This window comes from Luteibacter yeojuensis (genome assembly GCF_011742875.1).
Taxonomy (GTDB): domain Bacteria; phylum Pseudomonadota; class Gammaproteobacteria; order Xanthomonadales; family Rhodanobacteraceae; genus Luteibacter; species Luteibacter yeojuensis.
In genome coordinates, this window is the sequence record NZ_JAAQTL010000001.1 from 3,053,409 (window position 1) to 3,070,695 (window position 17,287).

General features: G+C 65.0%; 13 protein-coding genes. 4 read left to right on the forward strand and 9 right to left on the reverse strand.

The window, feature by feature from the left end; all coding sequences use genetic code 11:
• Window positions 1-4: 4 nt before the first annotated feature.
• A complete protein-coding gene (locus tag HBF32_RS13835) occupies window positions 5-1,474 on the reverse strand; it encodes a porin (protein ID WP_166700185.1) in 1,470 nt (489 codons plus the stop codon).
• A gap of 158 nt (window positions 1,475-1,632) precedes the next feature.
• Here HBF32_RS13835 and acs point away from each other — a divergent pair, with 158 nt between their 5' ends.
• Complete coding sequence (acs, locus tag HBF32_RS13840) at window positions 1,633-3,573, forward strand: acetate--CoA ligase (RefSeq protein ID WP_166700187.1); 1,941 nt, start codon at window positions 1,633-1,635, stop codon at window positions 3,571-3,573.
• Window positions 3,574-3,576: 3 nt separating this feature from the next.
• Entirely contained in the window at window positions 3,577-4,245 is a 669-nt protein-coding gene (locus tag HBF32_RS13845; RefSeq protein WP_166700189.1) for a response regulator transcription factor, read from the forward strand.
• A gap of 30 nt (window positions 4,246-4,275) precedes the next feature.
• On the opposite strand, the gene HBF32_RS13850 is transcribed toward HBF32_RS13845, so the two are convergent.
• The gene (locus tag HBF32_RS13850) at window positions 4,276-7,758 is read right to left on the reverse strand and encodes a hybrid sensor histidine kinase/response regulator (protein ID WP_338039783.1); all 3,483 of its coding nucleotides are present in this window, start codon (window positions 7,756-7,758) and stop codon (window positions 4,276-4,278) included.
• 153 nt (window positions 7,759-7,911) lie between these two features.
• Between HBF32_RS13850 and HBF32_RS13855 the strand changes: the two genes are divergently transcribed.
• Both HBF32_RS13855 and HBF32_RS13860 read left to right on the forward strand, forming a co-directional pair.
• Entirely contained in the window at window positions 7,912-8,541 is a 630-nt protein-coding gene (locus tag HBF32_RS13855; protein WP_166700190.1) for a 4'-phosphopantetheinyl transferase family protein, read from the forward strand.
• Between the two features lie 140 nt (window positions 8,542-8,681).
• Window positions 8,682-9,425, forward strand: a complete 744-nt coding sequence (locus HBF32_RS13860; RefSeq protein ID WP_166700191.1) for a pyridoxine 5'-phosphate synthase — start codon at window positions 8,682-8,684, stop codon at window positions 9,423-9,425.
• A 142-nt stretch (window positions 9,426-9,567) separates the two neighbouring features.
• On the opposite strand, the gene HBF32_RS13865 is transcribed toward HBF32_RS13860, so the two are convergent.
• The 7 genes from HBF32_RS13865 to recF form a co-directional block, all read right to left on the reverse strand.
• Window positions 9,568-9,975: an ExbD/TolR family protein gene (locus HBF32_RS13865; RefSeq protein WP_072323403.1), complete on the reverse strand. Its 408-nt coding sequence runs from the start codon at window positions 9,973-9,975 to the stop codon at window positions 9,568-9,570.
• A gap of 5 nt (window positions 9,976-9,980) precedes the next feature.
• Window positions 9,981-10,394 carry an ExbD/TolR family protein gene (locus HBF32_RS13870; protein ID WP_166700192.1) on the reverse strand — a complete coding sequence of 138 codons (414 nt, stop codon included), beginning with the start codon at window positions 10,392-10,394 and terminating at the stop codon, window positions 9,981-9,983.
• 13 nt (window positions 10,395-10,407) lie between these two features.
• Window positions 10,408-11,178 carry a MotA/TolQ/ExbB proton channel family protein gene (locus tag HBF32_RS13875; RefSeq protein WP_166700193.1) on the reverse strand — a complete coding sequence of 257 codons (771 nt, stop codon included), beginning with the start codon at window positions 11,176-11,178 and terminating at the stop codon, window positions 10,408-10,410.
• Between the two features lie 50 nt (window positions 11,179-11,228).
• The gene (locus HBF32_RS13880) at window positions 11,229-11,831 is read right to left on the reverse strand and encodes an energy transducer TonB (RefSeq protein ID WP_208382039.1); all 603 of its coding nucleotides are present in this window, start codon (window positions 11,829-11,831) and stop codon (window positions 11,229-11,231) included.
• 258 nt (window positions 11,832-12,089) lie between these two features.
• Window positions 12,090-13,391: a tetratricopeptide repeat protein gene (locus tag HBF32_RS13885; RefSeq protein WP_193570369.1), complete on the reverse strand. Its 1,302-nt coding sequence runs from the start codon at window positions 13,389-13,391 to the stop codon at window positions 12,090-12,092.
• A gap of 287 nt (window positions 13,392-13,678) precedes the next feature.
• Window positions 13,679-16,123: a DNA topoisomerase (ATP-hydrolyzing) subunit B gene (gyrB, locus tag HBF32_RS13890; protein WP_166700195.1), complete on the reverse strand. Its 2,445-nt coding sequence runs from the start codon at window positions 16,121-16,123 to the stop codon at window positions 13,679-13,681.
• 70 nt (window positions 16,124-16,193) lie between these two features.
• The gene (recF, locus tag HBF32_RS13895; protein WP_166700196.1) at window positions 16,194-17,276 is read right to left on the reverse strand and encodes a DNA replication/repair protein RecF; all 1,083 of its coding nucleotides are present in this window, start codon (window positions 17,274-17,276) and stop codon (window positions 16,194-16,196) included.
• Window positions 17,277-17,287: the final 11 nt, after the last annotated feature.

Below are 17,287 nucleotides of genomic sequence, written 5' to 3' on the forward strand. Positions count from 1 at the left end.
CCGATCAGAACCGGTAATTGCCGTTGAGGGTGAGTTCGTTGGCCGACGTCCTCTGCCGCCCGAGGCCGTTGGTGGTCGTCGAGTTGAGGGTCGAGTGGAGCCATTCGATGCTGAAGTCGTACGCGCCGGCGGTGTATTGCAGGCTGAGCGCCTGCTGGCGGTTCTTCAGCAGGCCGGGCGCATTGGCGGTCCGCCAGCGCAGCACGTCGTTCTCGTTCGGCTTGCTGCCCGCGTAGGTGCCGTAGAGGCTCCAGTTCGGCGTGAACTTGTAGCCCACCTGGAGATAGCCGCCCTTGTCCTTGATGTCGCCGAACTGGGAGAGATCGCCGAAGATCTGCGCGATGGCGGTTCCCGTATACACGGCACCCTTGATCATGAAGTTGCCCGGCATCCACATGCCGCCCACTTCGTAGGCGGTGCTCTTGATGCCGCTCTTGATAGGCGTGACCGTTTCGCCGTCCACGCCGTGCAGGTCGAGCTTGCTGTAGTGCGCGGCACCGAACACCTGCCAGTTGGAGCCCTTCGCGGTGAGGCGCGCCTCCACCTGCGGCTTGAAGCCCGCATTGCCCGCGGTCAGGTAGTTCGTCGTGAGCCCCGGCCCGTTCCAGCTGCCCTCGAACACGCCGAGGTCGAAGCGCCACTTCACGCCCTCGGAGCCATGGTTGAGATCCTGCATCAGGATGATGCCCGGGTATCGCCAGCCGATCAGCCCGGTACCGTAACCCAGCGGGAAGGCTATATGAGAAAGCGACTGCGGCACGTATTCCAGCGGGAACATGAGGTCCCACATCTGGCCGATGCGGAACGTGGTGCCCGTGGCGGCATTGGTGATGTCCATGTATGCCTGGCGCAGGCGTGGCGTCGGCTGCTGCTGGCTGTAGGCACCGGTGCCGTTGAAGCCACCGAAGAAGTCCATCTCGAGGCGACCGCTGCCGGCCCAGCTCTCGGTGAACTTCGCGCCGGTGAAGTCGAGCCAGAACCGGGTATTGCGCACGTCCACGCCGCTCAGCGAATCGTTCACCCGGCCACCCAGGCCCGGAATCGGGTACTCGGCGCTGGCGCCGTTCCCGTAGGTGAAGACCTTGCTCTGGTTGAACGCGTTGGCGTTGATGAAGCCGTGCAGGGCCACGGACACGCCCGGTGCCGAGGTGAAGATGGGCTTCGCCGGCACGGCGGCCACGGTCTTCTCGACCTTGGCCACCTTCTCGTCCGTTTGCTGGGCCTGGGTCTGCGCGGCCTGGGCGGTGGCGGTCGCCTGGCTGGTGGCCGCCTTCTGTTCCTGGATCATGGCCTTCAGCTCGGCCAGTTGCTGCTCGAGCTGGCTGACACGGGATTCGAGTTCGGCCTCGCGCGTGGATTTCTTCGCCCGGGACTGGGCATGGGCCAGGTCCGGCAATGCGGCCATCGGCAGCATCAGGGCACAGGCGACGCTGAGGGCAACGGCCTTACGGCCGCCGGAGCGAATGCTGTTCATCATGGTCTCCCCAACCATTGGCAGGCCGAGCATGTGACACGCCCGCTGGGGCTTCCATTCGCCAAAGGTCGAACCTCGACCAAAGTCGTAGCGGGTTCGCAGCTTAATGCTGCGCCGCGAGGCTAAACTTCATGCCATAGCAAATGCCTGGAGCCAGCATGTCCGATTTCTACCCGGTCGATCCCGCCTTCGCCGCCTCGGCGCGCGTCCGCAAGGACGACTACCAGCGCATGTACGCCCGTTCCGTCCAGGAGCCCGAGGCTTTCTGGAAGGAGATGAGCGGGCGGCTGGACTGGATCGTGCCGCCCACGAAGATCAAGAATGTCTCGTTCGATCCGAACGACCTGTACATCCGCTGGTTCGAGGACGGCCAGCTCAACGTGTCGGCCAACTGCCTGGACCGCCACCTGGCGGATCGCGGCGACAAGACCGCCATCATCTTCGAGGGCGACGACCCCGGCGAGTCGCGCAGCCTCACGTACAAGGAACTCCACACCGAGGTGTGCAAGTTCGCCAACACGCTGAAGAACCTCGGCATCGCCAAGGGCGACCGCGTGGTGATCTACCTGCCGATGATTCCCGAGGCCGCCGTCGCCATGCTCGCCTGCGCCCGCATCGGTGCCGTGCATTCGGTGGTGTTCGGCGGTTTCTCGCCGGATTCGCTGGCGAGCCGCATCGCGGATTCGGGCGCCAAGCTCATCGTCACCGCCGACGAAGGCGTCCGCGGCGGCAAGAAGATCCCGCTCAAGGCCAACGTGGACGAATCGCTGACCCGCCCGCATACCAGTAGCGTGGAGACGGTGGTCGTGGTGCGCCGCACCGGCAGCGCCATCCACTTCCAGTCGCCGCGCGACCGCTGGTACCACACGCTGATGGAGGGCCAGTCGGAAACCTGCGACTACGAGCCGATGAACGCGGAAGACCCGCTGTTCACCCTCTACACCTCGGGCTCCACCGGCCAGCCGAAGGGCGTGCTGCACACGAGCGGCGGCTATCTCGTCTATACCAGCCTCACCCATGAACTCGCCTTCGACCTCCGCGAGGACGACATCTACTGGTGCACGGCCGACGTCGGCTGGGTCACGGGCCATAGCTACGTGGTGTATGGCCCGCTCGCGAACGGGGCCACGGTGGTGATGTTCGACGGCGTGCCCAACTATCCGGACTTCAGCCGCTTCTGGCAGGTGGTGGACAAGCACAAGGTGACGCTGTTCTACACGGCGCCCACCGCCATCCGCGCGCTGATGCGCGAAGGCGACGGCCCGGTGAAGAAAACCTCGCGGAAGAGCCTGCGGGTGCTGGGCACGGTCGGCGAGCCGATCAATCCGGAAGCCTGGAACTGGTATTACCGCGTCGTGGGCGACGAGCGTTGCCCGGTGGTGGATACCTGGTGGCAGACGGAAACGGGCGGTTTCATGATCACCCCGCTGCCGGGCGCGATCGACCTCAAGCCGGGTTCGGCCACCCTGCCGTTTTTCGGCGTGAAGCCGGCCATCGTGGACGCCGACGGCAAGACGCAGGAAGGCGAATGCAGCGGCAACCTGGTCATCACCGATTCCTGGCCCGGCCAGATGCGCACGGTGTACGGCGACCACCAGCGTTTCGTCGACACCTATTTCAAGACCTATCCGGGCAACTACTTCACGGGCGACGGCGCGCGCCGCGATGCGGACGGCTACTACTGGATCACCGGCCGCGTGGACGACGTGATCAACGTATCCGGCCATCGCATCGGCACGGCGGAAGTGGAAAGCGCGCTGGTGGCGCATCCGAAGGTGGCCGAAGCCGCCGTGGTCGGCTGCCCGCACGACATCAAGGGCCAGGGCATCTATGCCTTCGTCACGCTGGTCGCGGGGGAGACGGGCAGCCAGGCGCTGGTGAAGGAGCTGATCGCCGAGGTCCGCAAGGAGATCGGTTCGATCGCCGCACCGGATTACCTGCAATGGGCGCCGAGCCTGCCGAAGACACGTTCCGGCAAGATCATGCGCCGCATCCTGCGCAAGATTGCCGAGAACCAGCCCGACCAGCTCGGCGACGTGTCCACGCTCGCCGATCCCGGCGTGGTGAAGAACCTTGTGGAAGAGCGGTTGATCAAGTAACCCATGTCCGACGTCCTGATTGCCGACGACCATCCCCTGTTCCGCGACGCCCTGAAGCGCGCGGTGCTGGCTGCGGTGCCGGACGCCACGGTGCACACGGCGGACAGCGTGCCCGCGCTGTTCGCCCTCATCGAATCGCTTCCCGATGCGGATCTGCTGCTGATGGACCTGCACATGCCGGGAGCGCGGGGGTACTCCGCGCTCGCGCATATCCGCGGGCAGTACCCCGGGCTGCCGACCATCGTGGTGTCCGGTCACGAGGAAGGACAGATCGCGCGGCGTGCGCTCGCGCATGGCGCGTCGGCGTACATACCGAAGTCGGCCGCGGTCGAACAGATCGTCGAGGCCGTGCGTGCCGTGCTGGAGGGCGACGTCTGGCTGCCTCACCAGCTGGTCGGCGGTACCGTGGAACTGAAGGCGGACGAAGCCGAGGTGGCCGCGCGGATCGCCTCGTTGACCCCGCAGCAGTTCCGCGTGCTGAACATGATCGCCGAAGGCCTGCTCAACAAGCAGATCGCCTTCGATCTCGGCGTATCCGAAGCGACGGTGAAAGCGCACATGACGGCGATCATGCGGAAGCTCGGGGTCTCGAATCGCACGCAGGTGGCGTTGGCCGCGAGCCACCTCGATGTCGAGAAGGAAGCGTTCCCCGGGGTCTCGCAGGACATCTGACCTCCACCGTCGTTCCTGCGACGCCAGGGATCAAGCCGCGTGGGTGCCCGCGCGTTTCCCCAGCGCCACCAGCAGGGCCCGCAAGGCCGCCGGCCTCACCGGCTTGTGCAGCAGCGGATAACCCAGGGCACGCGCACGCTGCTTCAACTCGGTGCTCCCGTCCGCCGTGACCATCGCCGCCGGCGGCATCCGCGTCAGCTTGTTCCCGAGGAACTGGAGGGCTTCCACGCCGTCCAGCCCTTCGCCGAGATGGTAGTCGGCGAGGATGAGATCGACGTGCGTCGACGACAGCGTCTCCAGCGCCGCGTCCACATCCAGCGCCACGCGACAATCGACGCCCCAGCGCCCCAGCAGGGCGCGCATGCCTTCCAGGATCGTCTCGTCGTTGTCCAGGCAAAGCACGGTGAGCGGAAGCTGCTCGCCGCCCGGGCGAACGACGGCGGGCGCACGCTTGCGCGACACGGCTTCCGTGCGCGGCACGGTGATGCTGAAGCAGCTTCCCTTGCCGACGCGGGAACGCAGTCCAAGGGGAAGGCCAAGGATGCCGGCCAGGCGGTCGCAGATGGAAAGGCCCAGGCCCAGGCCCTTTTCACCCCAGGGCGAGGGACGTTCCAGGCGCTGGAATTCGCCGAAGATCCGCGCCTGCTGTTCATCGGCGATGCCCGGGCCGCTGTCCCATACCTCGATGCGAACCTTGTCCCCGGTACGCCGCACCCCGAGCAGCACGCCGCCGGACCGCGTGTAGCGCAACGCGTTGGAAAGGAAGTTCGCGACGATACGCCGGAGCAATTGCGCATCCGACCGCACCGACATCGACGACGGCACGACGCGCAGCGTGAGGCCGCGCTGCTCGGCGACGACGGCGAACTGCTGACGCAACGAATCGAACAGGTCGGCCAGGGCGAAGGGTGCGATCTCGGGTCGATAGCTGCCGGCATCGAGGCGCGAGACGTCGAGCAGCGCGTCGAGCAGGTCTTCGGCCGCGCGGAACGAGGCATCGATGCGCTCCGCGAGTTGCGCCACCTCGCCGTCGAGCCCCGGATGCTGGCGAAGCGCGGAAGTGAACAGGCGAGCCGCGTTGAGCGGCTGGAGAAGATCGTGGCTCGCGGCGGCAAGGAAGCGTGTTTTCGATGCATTTGCCGCCTCCGCCTCGCGCCGAGCCGTCGCGGTGGCACTCAGCGCATCGGACAGTTCGGCCGTGCGGTCTTCCACGCGTTGTTCGAGCGTCTCGTTCGCGTCGATGAGTGCCTGCTCGACGGACTTGTAAGCGGTGACGTCGGTGAAGGTGGTGACGAAGCCGCCGCCCGGCAACGCGCGTCCGCGCATTTCGATCACGGTGCCGTCCGGACGCACGCGCTGGAAGACATGCGGCGAACCGGCGCGCATGTAACGGATGCGCTTGGCGACATGCTCGTCGACTTCGCCCGGTCCGCATTCGCCGTGCTCGGCATTCCAGCGAATGAGGTCGGCGACCGGAAGGCCCACGTAGACCATGCCTTCCGGGTAACCGAAAAGTTCGAGGTAGCGGCGGTTCCACGCCACCAGCCGCATCTCGCCGTCGACCACGCTGATGCCTTGCGATACGTTCTCCAACGTCGTGGACAACAGCTCGCGGTTGAAGCGCAGTTCCTGCGAGGCCTCGTCCATCAGGGCCATCGCCTCGGCGATGTCGAGGCCCGTGCCCGACAGGGCGCCCATCAGGATGCGCCGCGCGCTCGCGGCACCCACGGCGCTGGCGAGGAGGCGCTCGGTGAACTGGATGAGCGGGCGGTCGGCCGCGTCGGTGGGGGAGAGCGTCACGCCATGGCGCTGGCCGTATTCGTTGAAGGCGCGCACGGTGACGCGGTCGCCCACGATGCGGCCCGCTATCGTACCCAGGTCGCGCACCGTCACCCGGCCGCGCCAGTCGCCGGCACCGGTCGCGCTGCGCACGAATGGGTCGACGAAGAGCGCCGCGTGCAGGCGTTCGGCCACGCTTGGCCGGAAACGCAGCGAGATGAAGACGAGGCAACCGACGTTGAAAAGCAGCGACCAGAAGGTGCCGTGGGTGACCGACTCCCACCCGGTCAGGTGGAAAAGCTCCGTCGGCTTGAGCCATCCGACACCGAACGGGCCCTCGTCCATCCATGCCGGATGAAACCAGCCGGCGCGGGTCATGGCGGGCAGCAGCAACGTATAGGTCCAGACGACGAAACCGGCGAGCAGTCCGACGTAGACGCCGACGCGGCTCGCGCCGCGCCAGTAGAGTGCGGAAACGATCGCCGGCGCGAACTGCGCGACGGCGGCGAACGAGAGCAGGCCGGTTGCCGCGAGGTTCTCCGCGTCGGCGATGATGCGGTAGTAGACGTAGGCGAGACCGGCGAGCGCGACGATCGCCACGCGGCGTACAAGCAGCACGATGTTGGACAGATCGCCGCGGCGCTCGAGATCGAGCCGCTTCATGCGCAGCAGCGCCGGCATGACCAGGTCGTTGCTGATCATCGTGGCGAGTGCCACCGCGGCGACGATCACCATGCCGGTGGCGGCCGAGAACCCACCGACGAATGCGAGCAGGGCCATGCCGCTGTCGCCGAGCGCGATGGGCAGGTTCAGGACCCATGCGTCCACATGGCCGCGCATCACCAGCGGCAGATCCATTCCCGCGCTGACGATGGGCAGCACCGCCACGGAAATCAGGACCATGTAGATGGGGAAGAACCAACGCGCGCGATGCAGGTCGCGCGGGTTCTCGCATTCCACGACACCGATCTGGAATTGTCGGGGCAGACAGAACATGGCGCAGAACGCGAGCAGGGTCTGCGCGAAGAAGCCCGGCGGCAGGCTCCCTTTCTCCAGCTGCGATATCGGTGCGCGCAGGGTTTCGACCGCCCCGGGCCCGTGCAGGTAGGCGTAGACGCCGATGGCCACGAAGGCGAGCAGCTTCACCAGCGATTCCGCCGCCACCGCCAGCATCATGCCATGGTGGTGTTCCGTGGCGTCGATGGTGCGCGTGCCGAACAGGATTGCGAACACGGCGAGGAGGCCGGCGCACCAGGCCGCGGTGTCGCCGAACCACCATGCCGAGCCGCCGGTGCCCAGCACGGTGAACGACATCGCCACCGCCTTGAATTGCAGGGCGATGTAGGGAATGACGGCGACCACGGCGATGAGCGCGACCAATGCCGCGAGGCCGTGCGACTTGCCGAAGCGCGCGGCGATGAAGTCCGCGATGGAGGTGATATTGCGCTCGCGCGCCACGAGCACCAGGCGCTCCAGGAGCCCGAACCCAAGGACGAAAAGCAGCAACGGGCCGAGGTAGATCGGCAGGTAGGAGAGACCGGAGACGGCGGCGGTGCCCACCGCGCCGTAGAACGTCCACGACGAACAGTAGACCGCCAGTGCAAGGCTGTAGACCAGCGGGCGCAACCTGGGCTGGCGGGGATAGAGCGGCCGGCGATCGCCAAGATACGCGATGCCGAACAGCAGCCCCACGTAAAGCAGCGACACCAGCAGCAGCAACCAGCCTGCGATCACGAATGGCCTCCCCCCGTGCAGTTGGAATCATTCTAGTGTGGGAGCCACCCTCATGTGGGAGCCGCTTCAGCGGCGATGGATGCTCGCGGCGAGCATGCCCGCTGCCGCGGGATCGCCGGCACAGCCGGGCTCCCACAGGGTAGGATCGGCCAGATGATTCAAGCGATATCGAGCGTTCCCTTCCTGGAGCAGGACGAAATCCACATCTGGCGCTGCCGCTGGGCCGGAGGTGCCGGCGAGCAGGCGTTCGCCGGCATTCTGCGCCGCTACCTCGGCGACGAAACGGTGCCGGTCGAGCGCGGCGAGCACGGCAAACCGCATTTCGCGGCGCCGCACGACACGCTGGGCTTCAACTGGTCGCATAGCGGCGACGTGGCCTTGCTGGCCCTCGGCCGCGGTCCGGCCGGCTTCGAGGTCGGCGTCGATGTGGAAACCGTGCGGCCGCGGGCGCGAGCCCTGGAACTGTCGCAACGATTCTTCGCGCCTCCTGAGACGGCACGTCTCCGGGCGCTTCCCGAAGCCGCCCGTCTGCACGGCTTCCTTACCCTGTGGACTGCGAAGGAAGCCGTGCTGAAGGCCCATGGCGGCGGTCTTTCCTACGGATTGCACCGCGTGTCGTTCAGCCTGAACGAGGAGGGCGCGGTGCCCGAAGTGTTCGAGGGCGACGTAGGCGCGGCGGCGGAATGGCAGGTGCGGCCGTTGGCGCTCGACGAAGGCCTGGTATCCGCCGTCGCGTGGCGCGGTGAGAAGCGCGCGCTTCGCGTCTTCACATTTCCGCTTTGAACCTTTCAGCCACGAGGTGTGTCTTACTCCTTGTGTGTGAGTGACCGTGGAGTGCGCCACAGGGACGTGGCGAGTTATGCTGGGACGACAGTCGTTGCGCACGCTGCGCTTTGCGGCGTGCGTTTTTTTATGGACCGTCGATGACCCTACTCAGCGTTAACCTCAACAAGATCGCCGTGCTGCGCAATTCGCGTGGCGGCACCGAGCCGGATATCGCCACCGCCGCCAACTGTTGCATCGATGCGGGATGTGGCGGACTCACCGTGCACCCTCGCCCCGACATGCGGCACGTGACGCCGGACGATGTCCGCACGCTGGCCGGGCTGTTGCGCGGGCGCGTGGAATACAACATCGAGGGCAACCCGTTCGCGGGCGCCCGCGGGGCGTACCCGGGATTATTCGAGCTCGCCCGCGAGGTGCGGCCCACCCAGGTCACCCTGGTACCCGACAGCGACGGGCAGATCACCTCGGATCACGGCTTCGACCTCACTACCGACATCGACATGCTGAGGCCTGTGGTTGCGGCGTTCCGCGACCTGGGCTGCCGCGTGAGCGTTTTCGTCGACGCCGGCGGCGAAGGCTTCGAAGCGGCAAAGGCCATCGGTATCGATCGGATCGAACTCTATACCGGGCCCTATGCCAAGGCGTTCCACGATGGCGACGCACGCCGGGAACTGAAGGTCTTCTCCGATACCGCGACGCGGGCGCAACGCGCGGGCCTGGCGGTGAACGCGGGACACGACCTGAGCCAGGCGAATCTTGGAACGTTCAAATCCGCGATTCCGGGGCTTGCCGAGGTGTCGATCGGTCACGCCTTGATCTGCGAGGCGCTTTACCAGGGACTCGGCAATACGGTCCGGGCTTACCTCGATATCCTTTCGTAGTGCGGTGGGGGGCGTGGCGAGGCCGCCGCTCGCCCGGGCGATGAGGCATCCGGTTTTCGCGACAAGCCGGCCACGGCTCTTCCCAACATAAAAAAACCCCGCCTCACGGCGGGGTTTTCGGTGCTACCGGACAACCGATCGGTTATTGCGCGTTGACGAAACCGATCTTGGTCAGGCCCTGGCCCTTAGCGTCGGAAAGCACGCGTGCCACGACCTCGTACTGAACCGCATCATCCGCGTCGATCTGCAGTTCCGGCTGGTTCGACTGTTGGGCGATCACCGCGATCTGGGCACGGAGGCCCAGTTCGTCGACCGGTGTGTCGTTCCAATACAGCGAGCCATCCTGGCGGATCTGCAGCCGGACGGGATCCGGCGGATTCTCTGGATTGACGATGTTCGGGTTCGGCTGCGGAAGATCGATCTTGATCTTATGCGACAGCATCGGAGCCGTGATCATGAAGATGATCAGGAGCACCAGCATCACGTCGACGAGCGGCGTGACGTTGATGTCCGACATCGGGCCACCGGAGTTGCCTGAGCTGAATGCCATGTTCGTTACTCCTTGCCGGTCGACATGAAGCCGACGTGGACCATGCCCGCTTCCTTGGCGTCGCCAAGGATCTTCTTGACCACCTTGTATTCGGTGGTGCGGTCCGCACGGATCTGGAGTTCCGGCTGCGGCGACTTCGCCGCCGCAACCGCGAACTGGGCCTTCAGTTCAGCCTCAGTGACTTCGCCGTCATTGAGGAAGTACGTACCGTCCGGCTTGACCGCGAGATCCATCGGTTCGACCGGGGTGTCATCCTTAACGTTCGGATTAGCCTTCGGCAGATCGATCTGGACCTTATGGGACATCAGCGGCGCCGTGATCATGAAGATGATCAGCAGAACCAGCATCACGTCGACGAGCGGCGTGACGTTGATTTCCGACATCGGACCACCGGAGTTGCCCCCGCTGCTCATAGCCATGGGTCAGTTCCTCTTACTTCTTGGCGACGGCAGCCGGACCGGTGCCCTCGACGCGGGCGCCCGTGGCGAAGAAGTCGTGCAGGTCGTGCGCGAATTCGTCGAACTGGGCGTAGGTCAGGCGGTTCGAACGCATGAAGAAGTTGTACGCGAGCACGGCCGGAATGGCGGTGAACAGACCGAACGCGGTCATGATCAGCGCCTCACCGACGGGGCCGGCGACCTTATCCATCGAAGCGGAGCCCGAAGCGGCGATACCGATCAGCGCGTGGTAGATACCCCACACCGTACCGAGAAGACCGATGAACGGAGCCGACGAACCGACCGTGGCGAGCAGGGTCAGGCCGCCTTCCAGACGCAGGCTCTCGCGAGCGACGGCCTGGCGCAGGGCGCGATCGATGAATTCCGAACGCGACAGCGTCTCGGCGAGGCGACCGCCAGCAGCCTGCTGGTGGTGAGCGACGGCCGAAGCGGCGTCGAGAGCGATCTTCGAGAACGGTTCGCCCTTCGGCTGCTCTTCGAGCATACGGATGGCTTCCTGCGTCGACGAGGTGTTCCAGAAGCCCTGGATGACCTTGTCGGCGCGCGAACGCACGAGGCTGTTACGGATGAAGTTGGCGACGATGAAGTACCACGAGAGTACGGACATCGCGACCAGCACCACGAACACAATCCAACCGAGGAAGTCGAAGTTGTGGATCAGGTGGTCGAAGCCCATCTGCTTGAGGGCGTCGGCATTGGAGTTTTGACCTGGATTAGCAGGCTGAGCGGAGGTGTCTTGCAACATAACGCTACCCTTGGGAAGTCAAGCGTGAACAGAGATGTAAGTGTGAGGACTTACAGCTGGTTTAGGTTGAACGTAACGGGGACACGTGCATAGCCTTCGACGGCCTGACCGCCTCGCTTGCCCGGGTTGAATCGCCAGTTCCTTGCCGCATCCTGCGCTGCCTTGTCCAGTTCGCGGAAACCGCTCGACTGGTCGACCTTGATGTCCTTCGGCGAACCGTCGACACCAACGAGGACCAGAAGTACCACCGTACCTTCATGCCGCTGACGGATCGCCTGCGGCGGATACCTTGGCGGGTTGCGCTGACGGTACGACAGATTCTCGCTAGGCGCGATGTCGGCCGGCGGTGCAGGCGGCGCGGGAGGCGCCGGCGGCGGGGCCGGAACGGCATTCGTGCTCGCCTCTTCGACAGCCGGCGGCGGCGGAGCCGGCGGCGGCGGTGTCGGCGGCGGCTTCACCTGCTGGATGATTTTCGGCGGCGGCTGCTTCGGGGGTTCCGGCGGCGGCGGCGGAGGAGGCGGGGGCGGCGGCGGCGGTTCGATGAAATCGACCTGCACGACCTTCTCTTTCTGCTTTTCCTGCGTCTTGGGCGGCGCCATGGGCGCGACCAGCAGCAGGAAAGCGAACGAGTGCAGCGCGATGGCTACTGCCAACGCACTGGTGCGCCCCCAACTGAACGGCGCTTGGCCGGTTGATTCGTTACTTGAGGCCATCAGTCACTATCAAGAGCTAATCAAGCGGAAGTGAGCCCGCACTGCTCTTCCGGCGTTCGGCGGCTTGACATTGCCGAAAACGCAGGTTTCTGCAAGCGGAAAGGTAAGCAAGTTACACCAGCATATGGCGTTTGTATAGCACCTGAAGGGAGGATTTATGACGATCCATAACCCCCCCTTCCGGGTCTTTACAAGCGCTTACTTGCCGGTACCTGCGGTTTTCAACCAGGCGTTGGCCTTGGCAGACGTTTCAGGGTCCTGGGCCGCGAGCTTCATGTCCGCGATGGCACCCTGCTTGTTCTTCTGACCACGCTTGGCTTCCGCGCGCACCATATAGGCCTGGCCCTTATGCTGCACGCCCTTGCTGATGGCATCCGTCGCCGACTTTTCGGCGGCGGCGTATTGATTCTTGGCGAGCTGGAGACGCGCGACGCTCAGCGTGATCTCCCCGTCCTTCGCGAGCGGCGCGGCCTTCTGGTACGCGGCCAGCGCGGCGGCTTCGTTGCCACCCGTGAGGGCGGCGTCGCCCTGGAGCTTGTAGACCTCGGCGCTGGGCTTCACCACGCCCTTCGCCATGCCGTCGTCGAGCACCGCGGCCGCCTTCGAGGCATTGGCTTCCTGGCGATCGCCATGTTCCTGGCCATCGATCAGGTAGACCTTCGCGAGGTTCACGTACTGCTTTTCGTCCTTGAACGCGCCCGCGGCGCGACCCTGCTCCATCAGCTTGATGGCATCGGGGTACTTCTGCGCCTGGATCAGCGCCGAGGCGGCGTTGTTCAGCGCGGTGGGATCGTTCGGGTTCTTCGCCAGTTCGGCGGCAGCGAGTTCGGCAGCCTTGTCGCCCTGGCCGGTCTCGGCATAGCTGGCGGCGAGGATCTGGTCCCACGAACCCTGCGGCTTCGCGTCCGGCATGGACTTGGCCTTGGTGATCGCGGCGATCGCTTCCGGATACTTCTCGAGACGGTAATCGATGTTGCCTTCGAGGCCGTAGGAATCCGCGGTTTCCTTCTTGCCTTCGTTACGCCATTCCTGCAGCGACTGCAGGGCCTGCGCGTACTGTTCGTCGGCCACGAGGAACTGCGTGTACATGTACTTCAGCTGGAAGTAGGTGTCGTTCGGCATCACGCCGATGTCGAGCGCCTGCTTCAGCGTGGTGATGGCGCCCTTGACGTCGCCGTCGTTGTACTTGAGGTTCGCGATGCCCTGCAGGGCCAGCGCCTGGGCGTACTTGCTGCTGGTAGCCGAGCCGTCGGCGAGCGGCTGCAGGATTTGCAGCGCCTTGTCCTTCTCGCCGTTGTTCGCGGCGTCGAGGCCCTCGTTGATGGCCTTCTGGTCTTTCTCGCTCTTGAGGTCGAGCTTGGGTTCCGTACGCGTGGCGTTCGGATACAGCGCTTCTTTCTTTTCCTGGGGCTTGGTGTCGCGAGCGACCACCGCACCGCTTACGAGGGAAAGTGCGATCGCCGTGGCGAGCGCCAACTTGCTGAGGGAACCCTGTTTCATTGAATGACCTCGGTGTGTAGGAGTCGGCCTACTGGGCAGCACTCCGGGGGACTACAGAGGTTAACCCGATTCGATTCCTAAGAACAAGTCGCAGTGCAAGAAAAAAGGAGAGTCAAAACAATGACTTGTTAGAAGAATGTTGGCGCTTACCGGTTTATGGGTAAAAGGTTGCCTTGAAAACGCCTTTTTTATCCCCCTTCCCGTCAACTGTGATGCAGCTCAAAAAAAACGCCTGGTCGGGATTTCGACCGGGCGTTTGGGATGTCGCGCGTGCTTTTATGTGCGAATCAGATGTCCAGATTGGCGACCTTCAGCGCGTTCGATTCGATGAAGTCGCGACGTGGTTCCACCGCCTCGCCCATCAGCATCGAGAACATCTGGTCCGCCGCGACGGCGTCCTCGATGCCCACCTGCAGCATGCGCCGGGTTTCCGGGTTCACCGTGGTCTCCCACAGCTGTTCCGGGTTCATTTCGCCCAGGCCCTTGAAGCGCTGGATGGTGCGCCCCTTCTTCGCTTCCTCGAGCAGCCAGTGGCGCACGTCGGCGAACGAGAGCACGCCGCGCGAGCCGTTGCCGCGACGAACCACCGCGCCGGGCTGAAGGCCCAGCTTGGCGAGCTGCTGGGCGATGGCCTGGATGGCGCGGAACTCGGTGCCGCCAAAGAAGGCCTGCGGCATGATCCAGGTATGGCTGAGGCCGTGCTGCATCCGCTCGACTTCGATCGCCGCACCCTGCTCGTTAAGAGCCGCACGGAACCGCAGCGCGTACGTCGGCTTGCCGAGGCCGCTGGCGCTCAGACGCGAAGCGATGCCGTCGAGCCAGACCTGCATGCGTGCGGCGTCGGTCCAATGGCCGTCTTCCAGCGGCGCGTGCTCGATCATGGCCGTGAGCACGGCGACGTCGAAGCGATGGCTGAGGCGCTGGATCTGGTCGAGCGCGACCTGGTAATCGCGGAGCAGCTTCTCGAGCGCCACGCCGTCGATGGCGGGCGCGCCCTCTTCCGGCGTGAGCGTCGCGTTGTCCACGGCACTGGCGATCAGGTACTCGTTCAGTACGTTGTCGTCCTTGATGTACATCTCCTGCTTGCCCTGCTTCACCTTGTACAGCGGCGGCAGGCCGATGTAGACGTGGCCGCGCTCGATGAGCTCGGGCATCTGGCGGTAGAAGAAGGTGAGCAGCAGCGTGCGGATGTGCGAGCCGTCCACGTCCGCGTCGGTCATGATGATGATGCGGTGGTAGCGCAGCTTGTCCGGGTTGTACTCCTCCTTGCCGATGCCCGTGCCAAGCGCGGTGATCAGCGTGCCGACCTCGGCGGAGGAAATCATCTTGTCGAAGCGGGCCTTCTCCACGTTGAGGATCTTGCCCTTCAACGGCAGCACGGCCTGGGTACGGCGGTTGCGGCCCTGCTTCGCGGAACCGCCGGCGGAGTCGCCCTCGACCAGGAACAGTTCGGACAGCGCGGGATCCTTTTCCTGGCAATCGGCCAGCTTGCCCGGCAGGCCGGCGATGTCCAGCGCGCCCTTGCGACGGGTCATCTCGCGGGCCTTGCGGGCCGCTTCGCGCGCGCGCGCGGCGTCCACGGCCTTGGAAGCGATGGCCTTGCTCTCGGCCGGGTGTTCCAGGAGGAACTCGGCGAGCTTGTCGTTGACGACCTGCTCCACCGCCGTCTTCACCTCGCTGGAAACCAGCTTGTCCTTGGTCTGCGAGGAGAACTTCGGATCGGGCACCTTCACCGAGAGGACGGCGATCAGGCCTTCGCGCATGTCGTCGCCGGACAGGCCGACCTTGGCGTTCTTGGCCAGGCCTTCCTTCTCGATGTAGTTCTGCAGGGTGCGGGTAAGCGCCGCACGGAAACCCGTGAGGTGGGTACCGCCGTCGCGCTGCGGGATGTTGTTGGTGAAGCAGAACATCGTTTCCTGGTACGCGTCCGTCCACTGCATCGCCACTTCCACGGTGATGCCTTCGGAGAACGAGCTGAAGCTGATGACGTTGGGATGCAACGCGGTCTTCAGCTGGGCCAGGTGCTGCACGAAGGACTTGATGCCGCCCTCGTAGGCAAAGACGTCCCGGCGATCGTTCCGCTCGTCCACCAGCTCGATGGTGACGCCGGAGTTGAGAAAGGCCAGCTCGCGCAGGCGCTTCGCCAGGATGTCGTAATGGAACTCGATGTTGTTGGTGAAGGTGGCCGGGCTGGGCAGGAAGCGAACCAGCGTGCCGCGACGGGTGGCGTCGCCCACGGCCCGGATGGGGGCCAGCGGTTCGCCGTGGGAGTATTCCTGGCGATATTCCTTGCCGTCGCGCCAGATCGTCAGCCACAGCTTCTCGCTGAGGGCGTTCACGACGGACACACCCACGCCGTGGAGGCCGCCGGAAACCTTGTAGGAGTTGGCGTCGAACTTGCCGCCGGCGTGGAGCACGGTCATGACCACTTCGGCCGTGGACTTGCCCTCTTCCGGGTGGATATCCACCGGAATGCCGCGACCGTTATCGTCCACGCCGACCGAACCGTCCTGATGGATGGTGACCTTGACGTAGTCGCAGTAGCCGGCGAGAGCCTCGTCGATGGCGTTGTCCACGACCTCGAACACCATGTGGTGCAGGCCCGTGCCGTCGTCGGTATCACCGATGTACATGCCAGGGCGCTTGCGGACGGCATCGAGTCCCTTGAGGACTTTGATGCTGCCGGAGTCGTAGGCTGTCGAGTTCGTCGTCGGATCGAGAGGTTCGTTCATGCGATGCCCGGTAATGGCGCCAGAAAGCGGCTCCGAGGCGGCGCGGAAAGGCCTCGGGACAGTCGGTCGATTATAGCAAAGCCGTGACGGCACCCTGTTCCACGTGGAACAAAGTGACCGGCTGCTCGGTGAGGGCGGACGGGATCTCGGTGCCCGTCACGAAAACCTGCGCATCGCGCCCCAAAAGTTGCGCGACAACCCACTCTTGATGGGTACGATCAAGCTCGGATGCAAGGTCGTCGAGGCAGACCACAGGCCATTCGCCGCGGATTTCGGCGTGGAGAGATGCCTGTCCCAACAAGCAGGCAAGGGCGCACAGCTTCTCCTGTCCACGGGACAGGTGCTCGCGGAGCGGCGCATGCTCGAAAGCGACCGAAAAGTCGGCCCGGTGCGGCCCGACGGTCGTATGGCCCCTCGCCAGGTCGCGCTGCCTGCGCTCGGCGAGGGTAGAGGCCAGATCGGCGGTCTCATCCCACCCCGGACGGTATTTGATGTTGAACCCTCCCAGTTCCGGCAGGACGTTCACCATGAATCCCTGGATGTGGGTCAGAAGCCTCTCGAGGTAGCGGCGCCGAAAAGCGGTGATGCTTTCACCCGCCAAGGCCAGTTCCGCCTCCCAAGGCGCCAGCCATGCCGGGTCCGGGCTCCCGCCCGCGCGCAGCAGGGTGTTCCTTTGCTTGAGGGCGCGCTGGTAGCGGCGCCACTGGGATACAAAGGCATGTTCCACGTGGAACAAACCCCAATCGAGGTAACGGCGGCGCTCGTCCGACGCACCGGCGATCAGGTCATGCGACCCCGGCTCGAAGCAGACCACGGCGCATTCCTGCACCAGGGCGCCAAGCGACGCCGCGGCGTCTCCGTCCACCCTCGCCTGCCAGCGGCTGCCCTCCCGGCCCAACCCCAGTCGACGAAGGCTGCCGTCGGCATGCCTGACCTCGGCGAAGACCGACAACGCGCTGGCGCCCCGCTTCAGCAGCACATCGCGGGAGCCCGCGCGGAACGACCGGCCATGGGAAAGCAGATAGGCCGCCTCCAGCACACTGGTCTTGCCTGCGCCGTTCGGACCGACGAATACGTTGATACCGGCGGAAGGCGTCAAGGACACGCCGTCCAGGCAACGCAATCCAGAGATCCGGAGCGACTCGAACTTCATACCAGCCTTCA

Excerpts from the sequence above, each read along its gene's own strand:
- HBF32_RS13835 (WP_166700185.1), bottom strand. The coding sequence starts at position 1,474 with ATGAACAGCATTCGCTCCGGCGGCCGTAAGGCCGTTGCCCTCAGCGTC.
- acs (WP_166700187.1), top strand. The coding sequence starts at position 1,633 with ATGTCCGATTTCTACCCGGTCGATCCCGCCTTCGCCGCCTCGGCGCGC.
- HBF32_RS13845 (WP_166700189.1), top strand. The coding sequence starts at position 3,577 with ATGTCCGACGTCCTGATTGCCGACGACCATCCCCTGTTCCGCGACGCC.
- HBF32_RS13855 (WP_166700190.1), top strand. The coding sequence starts at position 7,912 with ATGATTCAAGCGATATCGAGCGTTCCCTTCCTGGAGCAGGACGAAATC.
- HBF32_RS13860 (WP_166700191.1), top strand. The coding sequence starts at position 8,682 with ATGACCCTACTCAGCGTTAACCTCAACAAGATCGCCGTGCTGCGCAAT.
- HBF32_RS13865 (WP_072323403.1), bottom strand. The coding sequence starts at position 9,975 with ATGGCATTCAGCTCAGGCAACTCCGGTGGCCCGATGTCGGACATCAAC.
- HBF32_RS13870 (WP_166700192.1), bottom strand. The coding sequence starts at position 10,394 with ATGGCTATGAGCAGCGGGGGCAACTCCGGTGGTCCGATGTCGGAAATC.
- HBF32_RS13875 (WP_166700193.1), bottom strand. The coding sequence starts at position 11,178 with ATGTTGCAAGACACCTCCGCTCAGCCTGCTAATCCAGGTCAAAACTCC.
- HBF32_RS13885 (WP_193570369.1), bottom strand. The coding sequence starts at position 13,391 with ATGAAACAGGGTTCCCTCAGCAAGTTGGCGCTCGCCACGGCGATCGCA.
- gyrB (WP_166700195.1), bottom strand. The coding sequence starts at position 16,123 with ATGAACGAACCTCTCGATCCGACGACGAACTCGACAGCCTACGACTCC.
- recF (WP_166700196.1), bottom strand. The coding sequence starts at position 17,276 with ATGAAGTTCGAGTCGCTCCGGATCTCTGGATTGCGTTGCCTGGACGGC.